13 protein-coding genes are annotated in these 16,473 nt (G+C 36.6%); 1 reads left to right on the top strand and 12 read right to left on the bottom strand.

Translation table 11 applies throughout. The annotated features are described in order from the left end of the window. Window positions 1–44 precede the first annotated feature (44 nt). The 10 genes from ACOCEA_RS11410 to tamL form a co-directional block, all read right to left on the bottom strand. Window positions 45–2,699: a c-type cytochrome gene (locus ACOCEA_RS11410; RefSeq protein WP_420756374.1), complete on the bottom strand. Its 2,655-nt coding sequence runs from the start codon at window positions 2,697–2,699 to the stop codon at window positions 45–47. Between the two features lie 50 nt (window positions 2,700–2,749). Beyond that, window positions 2,750–3,202, bottom strand: a complete 453-nt coding sequence (locus tag ACOCEA_RS11405; RefSeq protein WP_420756373.1) for a tRNA (cytidine(34)-2'-O)-methyltransferase — start codon at window positions 3,200–3,202, stop codon at window positions 2,750–2,752. Next, window positions 3,202–3,432, bottom strand: coding sequence for a VF530 family protein (locus ACOCEA_RS11400; protein ID WP_420756372.1), 231 nt, complete (start codon window positions 3,430–3,432; stop codon window positions 3,202–3,204). The genes ACOCEA_RS11405 and ACOCEA_RS11400 overlap by 1 nt, the downstream gene beginning before the upstream one ends. 16 nt (window positions 3,433–3,448) lie before the next feature. Further along, the gene (gene pulA / locus ACOCEA_RS11395; protein WP_420756371.1) at window positions 3,449–5,431 is read right to left on the bottom strand and encodes a type I pullulanase; all 1,983 of its coding nucleotides are present in this window, start codon (window positions 5,429–5,431) and stop codon (window positions 3,449–3,451) included. Window positions 5,432–5,682: 251 nt separating this feature from the next. Beyond that, the gene (locus tag ACOCEA_RS11390; protein WP_047247652.1) at window positions 5,683–6,546 is read right to left on the bottom strand and encodes a sigma-70 family RNA polymerase sigma factor; all 864 of its coding nucleotides are present in this window, start codon (window positions 6,544–6,546) and stop codon (window positions 5,683–5,685) included. A 157-nt stretch (window positions 6,547–6,703) separates the two neighbouring features. After that, entirely contained in the window at window positions 6,704–8,920 is a 2,217-nt protein-coding gene (locus tag ACOCEA_RS11385; RefSeq protein ID WP_420756370.1) for a polyribonucleotide nucleotidyltransferase, read from the bottom strand. A 196-nt stretch (window positions 8,921–9,116) separates the two neighbouring features. After that, window positions 9,117–9,386 (bottom strand): 30S ribosomal protein S15, encoded by a 270-nt coding sequence (gene rpsO / locus ACOCEA_RS11380; protein ID WP_420756369.1) that lies wholly within the window; start codon window positions 9,384–9,386, stop codon window positions 9,117–9,119. Window positions 9,387–9,500: 114 nt separating this feature from the next. After that, window positions 9,501–10,361 carry an acetyl-CoA carboxylase, carboxyltransferase subunit beta gene (accD, locus tag ACOCEA_RS11375; protein WP_420756543.1) on the bottom strand — a complete coding sequence of 287 codons (861 nt, stop codon included), beginning with the start codon at window positions 10,359–10,361 and terminating at the stop codon, window positions 9,501–9,503. 35 nt (window positions 10,362–10,396) lie between these two features. Further along, window positions 10,397–11,464 (bottom strand): class II fructose-bisphosphate aldolase, encoded by a 1,068-nt coding sequence (gene fbaA, locus ACOCEA_RS11370; RefSeq protein WP_420756368.1) that lies wholly within the window; start codon window positions 11,462–11,464, stop codon window positions 10,397–10,399. Window positions 11,465–11,526: 62 nt separating this feature from the next. After that, window positions 11,527–14,085, bottom strand: a complete 2,559-nt coding sequence (gene tamL / locus ACOCEA_RS11365) for a translocation and assembly module lipoprotein TamL (RefSeq protein WP_420756367.1) — start codon at window positions 14,083–14,085, stop codon at window positions 11,527–11,529. Between the two features lie 75 nt (window positions 14,086–14,160). Here tamL and ACOCEA_RS11360 point away from each other — a divergent pair, with 75 nt between their 5' ends. Next, window positions 14,161–14,880, top strand: coding sequence for a TrmH family RNA methyltransferase (locus tag ACOCEA_RS11360; RefSeq protein ID WP_420756366.1), 720 nt, complete (start codon window positions 14,161–14,163; stop codon window positions 14,878–14,880). A 69-nt stretch (window positions 14,881–14,949) separates the two neighbouring features. Here ACOCEA_RS11360 and porT read toward each other — a convergent pair whose 3' ends face one another. Both porT and ubiE read right to left on the bottom strand, forming a co-directional pair. After that, window positions 14,950–15,645, bottom strand: coding sequence for a type IX secretion/gliding motility protein PorT/SprT (gene porT, locus ACOCEA_RS11355; protein WP_420756365.1), 696 nt, complete (start codon window positions 15,643–15,645; stop codon window positions 14,950–14,952). Between the two features lie 44 nt (window positions 15,646–15,689). Then, window positions 15,690–16,421 (bottom strand): bifunctional demethylmenaquinone methyltransferase/2-methoxy-6-polyprenyl-1,4-benzoquinol methylase UbiE, encoded by a 732-nt coding sequence (gene ubiE, locus ACOCEA_RS11350; protein WP_420756364.1) that lies wholly within the window; start codon window positions 16,419–16,421, stop codon window positions 15,690–15,692. Window positions 16,422–16,473: the final 52 nt, after the last annotated feature.

The raw sequence follows: 16,473 nt of genomic DNA, 5'->3' as shown, positions 1-16,473 counted from the left end.
TACTATTATTTCAATTACAAAAATACGCAATAGCAATTTAGCCCTTATTGATTTTTGGAATTAGTATAAATTTCATGGTTTTTGTTCCCGCCTGAATTTAGATATGCAAATAAATCTATGATTTCTTCTTTATTTAATCTATTTAACAAGCCAGATGGCATTGGGGAAATTGGTGAAAGTTCCCTTTTAACGATGTTTTCTGTTACTAAAGTAGTTGTATACATTTCATTAAATGGATTGGGCATGAGAACTATAGAATCGTTGGTTTCAACTTTTATCCGACCAGCAATTTTGCTGCCATTTCTTAAGTGGAAAAGGGTATTTGCATATTGGTCAGAGATTTCATCATTTGGACTGTAAATAGCAAACATGAGGTCATACGTACCAAATTTTGAATACGCCTGCGTTAAGTCAGGCCCCGCAGCACCGCCTTCACCTTTTATTCTATGGCAAAGTACGCATGTTGCCGCCTTAAATGCCCGCTCGCCATCTTCATAATTTCCATTGTAGTTGTCTAAACCACTCCAAACAATATCACCCATATCACCACCGCTATAGTTTTTACCCGGACCTTTTGGTAGGGGAAGATCAGCTATGGCACTTGAGGGGGCGTAGGAACCTGAGATTTCTTGAAAATAGTTTCTTTCGTTTTCTGGGATATTATTTAACGCACATTGACGTACATTTTCCATATAGGCCTTAAAGCTCATACCACCTTTTGAAGAAAGTACGTCATAATACCATTGAAAATAACTTTTCCTTGATTGTTTTGACCAGCCTTCTTTGGCATTGCTCAACAACATGCCATAATAAATAGCTTCACTTGGGGGCATTTTATCTATAACCTCACGGATAAGAGGCCCATATTCTTCACTTCTCAAAGTAGCTTCCCCACTCAACATTTCCACACCTTCTGTAACCGTTTTGTTCTTAGTGTGATGAATTAATTGGGCTACTAGTTTTTCCGTAATACCAGGAGTTTTTAAGTATAGAAGTAATTGAGCAAGCTCTTTATTCACTATGGTATTTGCATGAGGAAAATAACCGCGTAGTTTATTACTGATTTTTGATTGATAGGAATTATTGGGATATCCCATTCTTATAAAGTTCAGCGAATAAGCCCTAAGTAAATCTACTTGCTTTTCTTTGTTTAAAACTTCTAGACGAATGGGTTGTAGTTTTTCTAAAATCACATTTTGTGCAACTTTGTCAGCTTGGTGGGACATGGCAATTGCGGCTTCAATTACTTTGTTGTCATCTGTTTCTGCATTAAACTTGTTTAGCCATTGATCAACAGGGTGATGTTCTAAAACTAAACGTGCTGCATATCGTATAAAACGATCCCTATGGTTTAAATTGGCCCATGCGAGATCTATTCCGTCCTGACCATTTTTGGTATGATATACTTCTAGTTTATGGCGCAATTCCCTAAGTGTTTGGGTATGATTTTCCGAATTGTGTTTCTTTTCAACCTCATAATTGTCATTAGCACTTAAGCGGTATAAATGGGAATCCAAGTTTCTACCACCAGTAGCAAAATATAAGTTGCCATCAGAACCTGCTACCATGTCGGTCAGTGGAAGTGGGGTACCTGTTAAAAATACTTCCCGTTCTGCAGTATAGGAACTTTCATTTTGTTTTAAGCTGATAAAGTAAACGGTGCCAAAACTCCAATCCATCGCAAAAAGACCATTACTATATTTGGTAGGGAGGTTAAGGCCGCTAGAAGAGATAACAGCTGTAGGGGAGCCCTGTTCCAAGTTATGTACGGCTGGTAAATTGTCTGGGTAATAGGCAGGCCATTTTCCAGATCCAGTTCGCCAGCCGTATTCACTGCCACTGGTTACATGGCAAATACGCGTTGGGCGGTACCAAGGCATACCTATATCCCATTCCATATCTGCGTCATAAGTGAATAGTTCACCATCTTCATTAAAAGCGATATCAAAGGCATTTCTGAAACCTGCCGCAAAAAGTTCCCATTGGGTTCCTTCTGGATTAAATTTTGCTACCCAACCTCCAGGTGCTTTTATATCATTGGCGTGCCCCCTGGCATCCAAATAGGGCTCAAAAAGATTATCCTCGCCCCAGTTGATTGGTAGCCTACTATTTTCTTTTACTTTATCAGGGATTAGGGTATGATTGCCTGCTATAAAATAAATTTCTTTTTTGTTAGGCGATAAGGCAAAGCTATGTGGGCCATGCTCTCCACTACCTTCCAACTTTAGGAGCAGACGTGAGGTATCTAGTTTTCCATCTTTATTTTCATCAGTGATTCTGTAAATGCCACTGCCCGCCTGTTCAGAATCAGATATATCTTTATCCCATCTTTTGTTTACGGCTACATATAAACTATTAAAAGCCCAAATCAATCCGTGCGCCTCGCCAATTTGTAAATCTAATGGCACAACATCTTTAGGTGCTAAGCTTGTTTGATTATTGGATACTTGAAAAGTGTATATTTTGCCATATTGGTCACATGCAAACATTTGATTATCATTTCCTTTTGCCAAAGCCACCCAAGAGCCCTGGTCATATTTACTTGGATGATAAATTTCTTCTAATGTAAACCCATCTGGAATTTGGAATTTTATTTCTGTATTGGTTTTATTGCCCTCTAGTTTCTCATCTGGTTTACATGAGAAAAAAAGAACCAGGAAGATTCCTAAAAAGAAGAATGTATGGCTACGCTTGTACATATATGTATATTGTTGGTCATTTAAATATACAAAGTAATCTCTAAGAAGTATTAAGCCAACTGTCGCAAACCTTCATAAACGGAAATTCCAACGGCATTGGCAAGGTTTAAACTTCTAATATGTGGACTGTACAAAGGTATTTTGGCAGTTTGATTATTGTTATCTTCAACCAAGGTTGATGGTAGGCCTACTGATTCCTTACCAAAAACCAGAAACATATTATCTGTATATTTTATTTCCCAATGATGATTGTTAGCTTTTGCAGTAAAAAATACCATGTCAGCATTTTTGTGTGTTTCAAAGAACACTTTTTGATTCTCATAAATATGGACGTCTAGGTACTGCCAATAATCCAGACCGGCACGTTTGAGTCTTTTGTCGGTCAACTCAAAACCAAAAGGTTTTACCAGGTGTAGGGTGGAATTGGTAGCAAGGGCCAATCTACCAATATTACCCGTGTTATTGGGGATTTCTGGTTCTATAAGTACAATGTTGAAACTCATTATTTTTTAAAGGATTGTAAATATAATTGTTCTACTTTTTCTCTGGCCCAAGGGGTTCTCCGCAGAAATTTTAAACTTGATTTTATTGACGGATTACTTTTAAAACAGTTAATGTTGACTTGGCCAGCCAAATCTTCCCACGAGTACTTTTCTGTAAGTTCCTCGAGTATGGTAACTAATTTAATGCCATGAAGGGGATTGTTAGGTTGTGTTGAATTGGTTTCTTTCATATAGTAGTTTGCTAGATTATTTCTGAAAAGCGATAACCATAGATGTTGAAGGAATTTCAATTGCATCTTTTACAACCGTTAATCCATCTAAGTCAAAATTATCCCCTAAAACTGCCAATTGCCATGAACCACTTAATTTATATAGTTGCGCTTTTTCATTCGCATTGTAAGTGACCAATATATTTTTCCATTCGTCATTATTGGCATTGTTTTTAATTATATAGCTTATTGTGCCTTCATCAGCAGTAATAAATTCTAAATTGTTCGCAACATCTTTAGCACTGGTCATTCTAAAGGCTGGGTGTGCCCTTCTTAAGGATATTAAATTTTTATAGTATTTAAAAACATTTTTAAATTCATTTTTCCTGTTCCAATCTATCTGGTTTATGCTATCGGGCAGATTATAGGAATTATGTTCTCCATTTTTAGTGCGAAGAAACTCAGAGCCCGCATGCAGAAAAGAGGTTCCTTGTGATGTTAGTACGATGGCATTGGCTAGTTTATCCATTGCTGTTAGTTGGGGTAATGTGGCGTCACTTCTTGAAATTTTTAATTTATCGAACAGCGTATGGTTATCATGACAAGAAACATAAGAGATGGCTTGCCATGGTTCATTTGTCCAAGGTTGATCAGAATAATTAACTGCCTTATAATCTATCTGTGGATGTTTTATTGCGCCAACAATACCGAATTTTATGGATTCTTCCATTTTTTTGCCGCCATTAACAAAACCTATGTCTTTATCTTCAAAAACAGAACCTTTTAGGGCATCCCTTAGATCATCGCTAAAGGCTGATATTTTAGGAAGTTGTTGAATATTTTGTTTCAGCGCTTGTTTAAATTTTGGTAATGGGGAATCTTTTGCCGTCCATCCTTCACCATAAAGCATGATATTTGGATTCACTTCTTTTACCTCATCCGCAATTTTGTTTATAGTGGCAATGTCGTGAATACCCATTAAATCAAATCTAAATCCGTCTATATGATATTCTTTGGTCCAATATAAGATCGATTCTAACATGAACTTTCGCATCATAGCACGTTCTGATGCAGTTTCATTGCCACAAGCGGCGGCATCCGAATAAGAGCCATCCTGTAAATGTCTATAATAATATCCGGGTACTTCTTGATTGAAATTGGACTCTTCGGTTTTACCAGTATGGTTATAGACTACATCAAGTATTACGCCTATGCCATTATCATGAAAGGCTTTTACCATTTTTTTAAATTCCCTAATTCTCACTTCCGCATTAAAGGGGTCAGAAGAAAAGGAACCTTCAGGCACATTATAGTTGTTTGGGTCATAACCCCAATTAAATTGAGGGGTATCCAGATTTGTTTCATCAATGGCATAGTGGTCAAAAGTTGGAAGTAAGTGAACATGTGTAATGCCTAATTCTTTAAGATGGTCTATTCCTGTTGCAACACCTTTTGGCCCTTTGGTGCCTTCTTCAACCAAACCCAAGTACTTACCAGGCCTAGAAGAACCAGCATTTGGGTGAATGGTCATATCCCTTATATGCAGTTCATAAATGATGGCTTCATTGGGATAGTTTAATTTTGGTCCACTATCCTTTTCCCACCCTATAGGATTTGTACTTTTTAGATTTAAAACCATTGCTTTTTTGCCATTAACGCCTACAGCTTGGGCATAAATTCCTGGAGTTTCATTTAGCCAGGTTTTATTGGTTTTTATTTGATAGGTATAATATTTACCGTTTAAATCCCCATCCAATCTTTTAGACCATAAGCCGTCGTTTGAACTTTGCATCTCATAGTTGGCTTCAGGTATGCTATCATGCCCGTTTTTATAAAGCCGTAGTATTACTTTATTGGCTATAGGAGACCATAGTTTAAAATTGGTGGCACTTTTCCCATAAGAAACCCAAAGATTGGCTTCGGTTGGTTGCGGGTAAGTGTCATACCCCATTAAGATTTCTTTTTGTTTACAAGCGTTAAAAAAGAGAATCGCCATTAAAGGATAAATTAAGTTTTTCATATTAAAATGACTGCGAAGCAAGTTACATCAAGATAGTAATTCTTTCACTACCATTCTCGATATTTCAGCCTGTGGACCGTTGTTTTGATAAACGATAAACTCATAAAATGAAAAAACTCCGGTAATCAGCCGGAGTTTATTCATCAATCAAAAAACGAACAGTCATGATAAACTGTTGTTACCGTTAAAATTACAATTAATATGCCAAATATCCAATTTAAGGATTATTTAACGTGCAATTTTATATTGTCCTATCCTAAGTACGTTTTTAGGATTTTACTTCTAGAAGTATGTTTTAATCTACGTATTGCTTTTTCCTTTATTTGACGAACCCTTTCCCTGGTAAGGTCAAAAGTTTCACCAATTTCCTCAAGGGTCATAGAATGTTGTCCGGCTAAACCAAAATAAAGACGAATAACATCTGCTTCTCTTGGTGTTAAGGTTTCTAGAGCACGTTCAATTTCTGTTCGTAGCGATTCATGCAATAACTCCCTATCCGGGTTTGGAGATTCACCACTACGTAATACGTCGTAAAGGTTAGAATCCTCACCATCAATTAATGGAGCATCCATAGATACATGGCGTCCAGAATTTTTCAGGGACTGTTTTACATCTTCTACGGTCATATCCAATTCTTTTGCAATTTCTTCTGCAGAAGGAATACGCTCATGTGCTTGCTCTAAAAATGCAAACGTTTTGTTGATCTTGTTAATAGATCCAATTTTGTTCAAAGGCAAACGAACTATACGTGATTGTTCTGCTAATGCCTGCAATATAGATTGACGGATCCACCATACGGCGTAGGAGATAAATTTAAATCCCCGCGTTTCGTCAAAACGCTGTGCAGCTTTGATCAGACCAAGGTTGCCCTCGTTAATCAAATCCGGTAAAGTAAGTCCTTGGTTTTGGTACTGTTTGGCCACGGATACCACGAATCTGAGGTTGGCTTTTGTAAGTTTTTCAAGAGCGATCTGGTCGCCTGCCTTGATACGTTGTGCCAACTCTACTTCTTCATCTGCCGTGATCAAGTCCACTTTTCCAATTTCTTGTAAGTACTTGTCCAAAGATGCGGTCTCCCTATTGGTGACCTGTTTTGTAATCTTAAGCTGTCTCATTAAAATAAATTAAGTTCAATTTGCATAGACTGCATATACTTATACGTAAAAATCTTCCGAATGTTACAATCGATTAAAAAAAAGTTCATTTTTCCGTTGAAAGGCACAAAAAAGCCCCGATTGTAGTATCGAGGCTTCATTTTATTTAAAAGGATAATTAATCCCTTCTTGGTTTTCTATCGCGATTACGATCATTACCACGACGATCGTCCCTTCGTTTATCATCACGTGGTGGTCTTTCCTTAAAACCTTCTGGTTTAGGTAAAAGCGCCTTACGTGAAACCTTCTCTTTTCTAGTTCTAGGATCTAAACCAAAGTATTTTACATCGAATACATCTCCCATATTAACCACATCAGAAACATTTTCTGTACGTTCCCAAGCTAGCTCAGAAACATGTAACAAAACTTCATTGCCAGGGGCATCTAAATATTCAACAACGGCACCAAAATCTAACATCTTAATAACCTTTACTTCGTATACGCTGCCAACTTCTGGTTTGAACATTAAAGAATCTATCTTCGCCAATACCGCGTTAATACCATTCTGATCGGTTCCAAGGATTTCAACTATGCCTTCTTCTGTAACAGGATCTTCATTGATTACTATAGTTGTCCCTGTTTCTTTTTGCAGTTCTTGGATAACCTTTCCTCCTGGTCCTATTAATGCCCCAATAAATTCGTTAGGAATTACTCTGGTGACCATTTTAGGAGCATGCGCTTTCACGTCTGCATTTGGAGTAGAAATAGTATCTGTTAATTTGGTCAAGATATGTAAACGGCCATCTCTAGCTTGTTTTAATGCATTAACTAAAATTTCGTAGGACAATCCTTTTACTTTAATGTCCATTTGACAAGCCGTAATACCATCTGCAGTACCGGTAACTTTAAAGTCCATATCACCTAGGTGATCTTCATCTCCTAAGATATCTGAAAGAACTGCATATTTACCTGTTTCAATATCGGTAATCAATCCCATTGCAATACCTGAAACTGGTTTTTTCAATTGAACCCCAGCATCCATCAATGCCATAGTGCCTGAACATACGGTTGCCATAGAAGAAGAACCATTAGATTCCAAAACTTCTGAAACTACACGAACAGTGTAAGGACAATCAGCTGGTACCATTCCTTTTAATGCACGTTGCGCCAAGTTACCGTGACCTACTTCCCTACGGGAAGTTCCACGAATAGGTCTTGCTTCACCCGTTGAGAAAGGAGGGAAGTTATAGTGTAAATAGAAACGCTCTTCACCTTCTTGGGAAGGCATATCAATTTGATTTGCATCTCTAGATGTTCCTAATGTTACCGTAGCCAATGCTTGTGTTTCACCACGTGTGAAAATTGCAGAACCGTGTGTAGAAGGTAAGTAATCAACCTCACACCAAATTGGGCGAATGTCAGTTGTTTTTCTACCGTCTAAACGTAAACCTTCATTTAAGGTAAGGTCACGAACTGCAGTTTTTTCTGCTTTATAGTAATATTTTGAGATAAGTCCACCGAAATCAGCTTGCTCTTCCTCAGAAAAAGAAGCTTTGATTTCCTCTTTTATTTCGCTAAAAGCAGCACTTCTTTCATGCTTGGCAGAACCGGCCTTTGCTACAGCATATACCTTGTCATAAGCCATATCATAAATTTTCTTGGCCAAATCCTCATCTTCTCTTTCTGGCTCGTACTCACGTACTTCTTTTTTGCCAAAAGCCTCTGCCAATCTCAATTGTGCGGCACATTGTACTTTGATGGCTTCATGTGCAAATTTAATTGCTTCTGTCATTTCCTCTTCGGAAATTTCATCCATTTCGCCTTCAACCATCATTACAGAATCAGCAGATGCGCCTATAACCATATCAATATCACATTCGGCTAATTGGGCAAACGAGGGGTTGATGATAAATTCACCATTAAGTCTACCTACCCTTACCTCAGAGATAGCGCACTCAAAAGGAAAATCTGAAAGTTGAATAGCTGCGGATGCGGCAAGACCTGCCATCGCATCTGGCATAACATTTTCATCATGGGACATCAACTGAATCATCACTTGAGTCTCTGCATGATAATCTTTTGGGAAAAGTGGACGTAGAACACGATCTACCAAACGCATGGTCAATACTTCACCATCACTAGGTCTAGCCTCTCTCTTAAAAAAACCACCGGGGTAACGACCCGCGGCAGCAAATTTTTCACGGTAATCTACTGTTAAAGGCAAGAAATCTACATCAGATTGCTTGTAGTTGGAAACAACTGTACATAATAACATACATTTTCCAGATTGAACAACAACAGAACCATGGGCCTGCTTTGCCAATTTTCCGGTTTCGATAGAAATTTCCCTACCGTCCCCAAGGTCAATGACCTCTTTAAATACTTTTGGAATCATAAAATTGATTTAAACCCGATACTTCTCGGGATTTTGTTAAACAATGGTCGATCTATATAGATCTGCTGTTGTGTTGTTGTTGCTGTGTTTGCAAAGACCAATGAAAAACTAAGTGTAGCTTTTTGTTTGTCCCTTTTAGCTTCTTGGACTTGAAGTAGTTTAAAAAAAGGGATAGCTAGCTATCCCTTTTTTTGTTTTATTTTCTAATACCAAGCTCTTTTATCAGCTCTCTGTATTTTACAATATCATTTTTAATCATGTAATCAAGAAGACTTCTTCTTTTACCTACAAGCTTTACTAATGAACGCTCCGTATTGTAGTCTTTATGATTTTTTTTCAAGTGACCGGTCAAATGATTGATACGGTGTGTGAACAATGCAATTTGTCCTTCTGTGGAACCAGTGTTCTCCACTTTTCCGCCGTATTTTTTAAAAATTTCGGCTTTTACTTCTTTTGTTAAATACATTCCAATATTATTTTAAATGATTTTTATGTATGTGATTGATTTTCAATCAGGGCGCAAAGATACTTCTTTTTTTTATCCCACATACATTTTAATCATAGCTTTTTTAAATTGAACTTACTTGCGAATAGGGTTGTTTTGAATTAAATCTATATACAGATTAATATTTTTCTTTAGTTCTTTACGATGACTAATAAAATCTAAGAAACCATGTTCCAAAAGAAATTCTGAAGATTGGAATCCTTCTGGTAATTCCTTTCCTGTAGTATCTTTTACAATACGAGGTCCGGCAAAACCAATTAAGGCACCTGGTTCGGCAATATTTATATCACCTAACATAGCATAGGATGCTGTTGTTCCTCCAGTTGTTGGATCGGTACATAATGATATATATGGTAACCCAGCTTCTGCCAATTGGGCTAGTTTAACAGAGGTTTTTGCCAATTGCATCAAAGACAATGCTGCCTCCATCATACGGGCTCCACCAGATTTTGAAATCATTACAAAAGGTACTTTCGTTTTAATGGCATGGTCAATCCCACGCGCAATCTTCTCACCAACTACACTACCCATTGATCCTCCTATAAAGGCAAAGTCCATACAGCAAATCACAACGTTCCTACCTAAAGATTTGCCAAACCCAGTTCTAACTGCGTCCTTAAGTCCCGTTTTCTTTTGTGCAGCTTTTAACCGGTCAACATATTTTTTGGTATCCTCAAATTTTAAAGGATCTTTAGAGGAAAGTTTGGCGTCAAGTTCTGTGAATTTATTATCATCAAAAAGAATCTCAAAGTATTCCTTACTTCCTATTCTTACGTGATAATCATCTTCTGGACTTACATAAAAGTTTTTGGCTAAATCTTCAGATTCTACAATCTTTCCTGTTGGGGATTTATACCATAGACCTTTAGGCGTGTCTTTTTTTTCCTCAGTTGAAGTCTGTATTCCTTTTTCCTTTCTTTTAAACCAAGCCGTCATGTTATCCATAATTAAAAGTTAGTGACTTAAGGGAATTACAAAGTGTTAACGTTATTTAAATCTTCAAACGCCTTTTTTAAACGCTCTATAAAAGTAACCTCACCTTTTCTTAACCAAACTCTTGGGTCATAGAATTTTTTGTTAGGCTCATCAGCTCCTTTTGGATTTCCTATTTGAGATTGTAAAAAGTCCTTGTTTTCCTGAACATAATCACGAACACCGGCCAAGAATGCATATTGCAAATCGGTGTCAATGTTCATTTTGATAACACCATAACTGATACCTTCCCTAATTTCTTCAACGGTAGATCCAGAACCTCCGTGAAAAACGAAATCTATATGATTTTGTTCAACACCATATTTTTCTGAAATGAATTCTTGGGAATTTTTCAAGATTTTTGGGGTGAGCTTTACGTTACCTGGTTTGTAAACACCATGAACATTTCCGAAAGCAGCCGCTATTGTAAATCTATGGCTTACTTTGGATAGTTCTTCGTAAGCATAGGCAACTTCTTCTGGTTGGGTATATAGCTTAGAATCATCTACATCTGAATTGTCTACGCCATCTTCTTCACCACCAGTTATTCCCAACTCTATCTCTAAAGTCATTTCCATTTTGCTCATACGCTCTAGGTAACCTTTACATATCTCTATGTTTTCTTCTAAAGGTTCCTCTGATAAATCTATCATGTGGGAGCTGAATAAAGACTTGCCTGTTTCTGCGTAGTGTTTTTCACTAGCATCCAATAAGCCATCTATCCATGGCAATAATTTTTTAGCGCAATGGTCCGTATGTAAAATAACTGTTGCTCCATATGCTTCAGCTAATTGGTGTACATGTTTAGCACCTGCAATAGCGCCCTGTATGGCAGCATTCTGTCCTTCATTTGAAAGACCTTTGCCTGCATTGAACTGTGCACCGCCGTTTGAGAATTGTATGATTACGGGAGCATTTAAACTTGCAGCGGTTTCTAAAACACCGTTAATGGTGTTTGATCCTATTACGTTAACTGCAGGAAGTGCAAATCCTTTTTCCTTTGCATAGTTGAAAATTTCTTGAACTTGATCTCCAGTTGCTACACCGGGTTTGATATTATGAGCCATAATTTTAGGTCTATTGGTTTTTTAAAAAAAAATGTGCAACAAAAGTAATAAAACAATTAAACTTAAAATGGATAGTTAATGCCAATTTGTAAAACTGAATTCGCAAAATTGTAATCTCTAAACCATCTTTTAGCTTGGATCTCTGCCGGATTATAGGTTTTAAACCCAAGATCTAGACGAAAGAGAAAGTAGGTAAAATCATATCTTAGGCCAAATCCAGTGCCAAGAGCGATGTCCTTCAAAGATTCAATTCCGTTAAATGTGGCCTCCTTATTTTCTACATCATCAAACACATTCCAAATATTGCCGGCATCTGCAAAAATAGCGCCCTTTATATTACCGGCTACTGGAAAACGATATTCTAGATTTAGCGATAATTTAAGGTTGGCCTCATTGAAATCATTAATGGCCGCGGTACTTCCAGGGCCTAAGGAATAAGGGAACCAAGCTCTATTGTCGTTGGATCCACCTGCAAAATAACTGCGTACAAAGGGTATGTTGTTTGAGTTGCCATAGGGTATGGCAATTCCAAAAAAGGTATGTGCAGCAAGCACATTGGAATGGGAAAGATCCCAATATTTAACAAAATCAAACTCAGTTTTTACATACTGTGAAAAAGGAACACCGAAAACTAATAATTGGCTATCATCATTTTCATTAAAAGGGATAAGATTGGAAATTCCAGATAATAAATTACCAGCGCTTTCCAGTTTAAATCTAAACTGATAAAAACTGTTATCAGTAATACCATTTCTGTTGTTTTTGTTAAAAGTGTAATTGGTGGTAAAAATCAGATTGTTTTCAGTTAGTCTTCGTTCACGTTCGTTAATACTTTTGACATCATCATAATTATCTTGGGTTAAACCTGGATTTGTAATTGGAATATCTCCTTTCAATACATCATCAATAAAATTAGAAGTACCGGCAGTGGCATTATCCGTAACTTCGGCAGGGGTAGTTAGATTGCCATCCTCATCAAAATAGTTTGGGTTGGGATTGACGCCATCTTTGTTGGCAATATCATTAAGTTGATTATATGTGGTTCTGTAAACATTGAAGAATCGCTCCTTGTTCACATTTCTAACAAATTGAATGTTTAATAGTTCTATTGCGTGTTTTTTAAAGTCATTAGGGGTCCAGTTATAGCCTAAGACCGCATTCAAGGTTTGTTTATCAAGGCCAATATTTTGTTGGAAACTAGTACCAATGGCAATCCTGGTTTTGGGCAATGTATAATTGGGTATAATTTTAGAAGTGGTAATAAAAGGAAACCAAATTCTAGGAAAATCCAAAGTGATTTCACCTCCAATTTCGGAGAAATAATCTTCATTGAAGGTCTTTTGACTTAAAAGTCCAAACGCGCCATCAACTGAAAGACTAAGGTTTTCGGCTCCTTTGAAAATATTTCTAATAAGTAAGGAAGCGCCAACGCCAATACCAACCCTGCGAATATTACTTCTGCTGATTTCGAAATTGGTACCCAATGAGTATTTTGGTTTTGGAGCTAAATAAATTTTAGTATTTACCTTTCCTTGAACGGAGTCCTCTTCAAATATGATATTTGGGTATTTAAATATATTAAGACTATTTAACTGTCTTGAAGTTCTTATTTTATCTATATCACGGTAGATACTGTCCTTTTTAAAAAAAATAGCATCGGCCAAGGTTTTGGGTTTTATTTTGAACTGATCGGAATAATAAATGACTAAATCATGATAAGGAATGGATTCTAATGTGCCATTGTTGCTGGAGGACAGATAATCTGTGTAAATATCAATCGTATTGATTTTCTCTACTTTATATTCTGAAGTGGTTACTTGATCTTCCCCTCTCTTTTTTAAATCACCAATATTTAGATTGATGTTCATTTTTTGGTCATCAGCAGCTTTTGTCGTATCCCTTAAAATATCATATGAAATTGAACTTTCTTGAAAATTTCGTATCCCGTTATTTCTGAAAATACCAGTTAGTCTTTCCCTTTCACTATTAAAATTATCTAAGTCAAAACGTTGCCCTTTTTTAATGAGGGATTCTTGCGCATTTAAAAAGTAAATAGAATCTATGGCTTTGGAGGAAATCTCATTGGATAGTGAATCTATGGTGAAAGGTTTACCTAGGTTAATTTCATAAGTAACCGCAGCTCTTCGTTTACGGCCGGTTGTGTCTACGGTATAACTTGTTTCATTATTAAAATAACCTTTACTGTCATAATAAGCACTTAAGCGTTCCAAGCTCCTCCTTGACCTTGAGGTGTCGAGCACCACAGGGGCCTCACCAATATCTTTTAACCACACGCTTAAGCCTTTTACCAAAAAAGATTCCCCTAGACGATCCAATTGTTTTTCGGATAATAGATTGGCGAGTCTTTTTTTTCTATTTGGTTTTTTAAGTAACCAATTTTGATAAAGTGAATCTGGGTTTTCTTTAGCTAAGTTATATAGGTTAAGACGTAGAGGATAGCCTAGTAAAGCCGCGTTTGGTTTCTGATAAATGAGACTTTCAACATCTTCATCGCTGATCTTTAGGGAATCTACAAGTATGGTATTCTTCACCACAAGATATTCATCCTCTTCAATTTTCTTTAATGAATTGCAGGACAGTGTAATTGTTGCTAAAAGCAAGAATAAGCTTAATTTTACCAAGTTGTTTGTTGAACAAATCGCCGTCCTCATAGAAATCAAAAATACATTATTTGTATGGTTGTCAAAAGTGAATTGAAATTTATAAAAAGTCTACAGCAAAAAAAGTACCGAAACCAACATGGCCTATTTGTAATGGAAGGTAAAAAGGCTGTAGAAGAGTTGTTGGCATCCCAATTTAAAGTGTATAAAATTTTCACGGATGAGCTTAATGAGACCTATTTTAAGGAGCATGGCGCAGTAAAAATCCATGCAAAGGATTTTGGTCAGATCAGTTCATTAAAAAATCCAAATGGTGTACTTGGGGTATTTCATATTCCAAAATCAAAACCCTTAGAGGTCAATGATTGGGTTTTAGCACTAGATGGGGTTCAGGACCCCGGCAACATGGGAACAATCATAAGATTGTGTGATTGGTACGGTATAGAAAATATTATATGTTCCAATACAACGGTAGATTGTTATAACCCAAAAGTGCTACAGGCTACTATGGGTTCCATAGCGAGAGTAAGTATTACCTATTTAAATCTACCCCAATTTTTGGGTGACAGCAGTATACCTGTTTATGGTACTTTTATGGATGGAGAAAATGTAAACAATTGTTCGTTGCCCAATAAAGGAATCCTTGTTGTGGGGAATGAAGGAAGTGGTATTTCCCAGGAAGTAAAACAACTTTGTCATAAAGCCATTGCTATTCCACAATATGGCAGTACAACTGCGGAAAGTCTTAATGTAGGTACTGCAACCGCAATTTTGTTGAACGAGATTAGAAAATAAAGGTACTCTTCTAATTGAAAGATAGGTTTGGTCAATTAAATAAGAACAATTTTTGTTAATTGCTAATTCTTACTCAAAAGTAAAATTAATGAAAATGCCCCTTGTTCGCATAGCATCTATGTTTCCTGTCCATGGGCTATTAGGGTCATTATCCCTTACAAGTTCATCTGTTAAGGCAAAAACACCTCTAATAGAGGGACTAAATTTGAAGTACTCTAAATAGAAATCTATTCCAAAGCCTAATTCATAATTATATACCCATTTTTTCATTCTAAAAGTACCGGCACTATTATCATCGAGGCTCATTTCATTACTTCCAAGATTCAAAGTGGTAGAGGCGCCTCCAATTAAAAAAGGCTTCCAGTTTCCTAATCGCTTGGAGCTTGCTTTAATAAGTAAAGGAAAGTTGATATACGTAGATTTTACTTCGCGAATTGCTTGGCGTTCTTCATCAAAACCTGGAAAACCTAATGTTCTGGATGTATAATGCAGTCCTGGTTCAAATCGGAGGTCGAAAAAATTATTGAGTCGCATTTCACCAATAAGCCCAACGTTAAAGCCCAATGACTTACTGACTAAGATATCCCGATTATTTTCTTTATAATCGAACTTAAAATCATATTGATTAAAACCAAGAAAATATCCCCAATTAAGAAATTTTTTGTCTTCGTTCTCCTTGTTTAATATTGGGTTCTCATTAAATTGGGCACTTATGTTCTGTACTCCTATACATAAAATAGAACCTATTAAAAACCATTTTTTCATTTACCGTATATTACTCCTGTTTCACGCTTAAAAAGTAATTTACACTACTTTTTTTTGGCTAGATAAATAGATGCTACCCCTAAAGTTTGGGGTTTGTTAGTTACATCTATAAACCCAATTTTACGTAAAATATTGTTGAAGTTTTCACCATGTGGAAAAACAGCGGCAGAATCACTTAAATAGCCGTATGCGGAATTGTCTTTAGAGAAAATTTTTCCAATAACGGGCAGTATATGTTTTGTGTATAAATGATAGCCTTGCTTAAAAGGTGTTTTTGTTGGTACAGAGGTTTCTAGAATGGCTAAAGTACCACCAGGATTTAATACCCTATATATTTCAGAAAGTCCAATTTCCAGGGATTCAAAGTTTCGAACTCCAAATGCTACGGTAATGGCATCAAAAGAAGAGTCGTCAAAAGGCAGGTTTTCACTGTCACCCACCATCATATCAATAGTATTTTGAAGATTGTTTTGCTTAATTTTTGTTTTGCCTACGGATAGCATTCCTGGTGAAATATCTAAACCAATGATTTTATGGGCTCCTGTTTTTAATAAGGCAATGGCAAGGTCCCCGGTGCCTGTTGCAATATCCAAAATAGTATTAGGTTGTTCTTTTTTCAGCAGGTTTACCAGTCTTTTTCTCCATTTTACATCAATGCCAAAAGAAATGACGCGATTGAGGCTGTCGTAATCTTCTGAAATGTTGTCAAACATCTTGGTAACCTGTTCTTTTTTACTAAGTTGAGAGTCCTTATAGGGCGTAACCTTTTGTGACATGGTAAATTTTTTGGCAAAGATACAACTTAACAAGTGTACGGTAATGGCATTC

It is taken from the genome of Maribacter luteocoastalis (genome assembly GCF_048890225.1).
Taxonomy (GTDB): Bacteria; Bacteroidota; Bacteroidia; order Flavobacteriales; family Flavobacteriaceae; genus Maribacter; species Maribacter luteocoastalis.
This window is presented reverse-complemented; position numbering and strand designations above follow the sequence as displayed.

What these genes read in the sequence shown, in the direction of transcription:
- ACOCEA_RS11405 (WP_420756373.1), bottom strand. Translation starts at nt 3,202, where the DNA reads ATGAGTTTCAACATTGTACTTATAGAACCAGAAATCCCCAATAACACG.
- ACOCEA_RS11390 (WP_047247652.1), bottom strand. Translation starts at nt 6,546, where the DNA reads ATGAGACAGCTTAAGATTACAAAACAGGTCACCAATAGGGAGACCGCA.
- ACOCEA_RS11385 (WP_420756370.1), bottom strand. Translation starts at nt 8,920, where the DNA reads ATGATTCCAAAAGTATTTAAAGAGGTCATTGACCTTGGGGACGGTAGG.
- ACOCEA_RS11410 (WP_420756374.1), bottom strand. Translation starts at nt 2,699, where the DNA reads ATGTACAAGCGTAGCCATACATTCTTCTTTTTAGGAATCTTCCTGGTT.
- rpsO (WP_420756369.1), bottom strand. Translation starts at nt 9,386, where the DNA reads ATGTATTTAACAAAAGAAGTAAAAGCCGAAATTTTTAAAAAATACGGC.
- porT (WP_420756365.1), bottom strand. Translation starts at nt 15,645, where the DNA reads ATGAAAAAATGGTTTTTAATAGGTTCTATTTTATGTATAGGAGTACAG.
- ACOCEA_RS11360 (WP_420756366.1), top strand. Translation starts at nt 14,161, where the DNA reads ATGGTTGTCAAAAGTGAATTGAAATTTATAAAAAGTCTACAGCAAAAA.
- accD (WP_420756543.1), bottom strand. Translation starts at nt 10,361, where the DNA reads ATGACGGCTTGGTTTAAAAGAAAGGAAAAAGGAATACAGACTTCAACT.
- pulA (WP_420756371.1), bottom strand. Translation starts at nt 5,431, where the DNA reads ATGAAAAACTTAATTTATCCTTTAATGGCGATTCTCTTTTTTAACGCT.
- fbaA (WP_420756368.1), bottom strand. Translation starts at nt 11,464, where the DNA reads ATGGCTCATAATATCAAACCCGGTGTAGCAACTGGAGATCAAGTTCAA.
- ubiE (WP_420756364.1), bottom strand. Translation starts at nt 16,421, where the DNA reads ATGTCACAAAAGGTTACGCCCTATAAGGACTCTCAACTTAGTAAAAAA.
- ACOCEA_RS11400 (WP_420756372.1), bottom strand. Translation starts at nt 3,432, where the DNA reads ATGAAAGAAACCAATTCAACACAACCTAACAATCCCCTTCATGGCATT.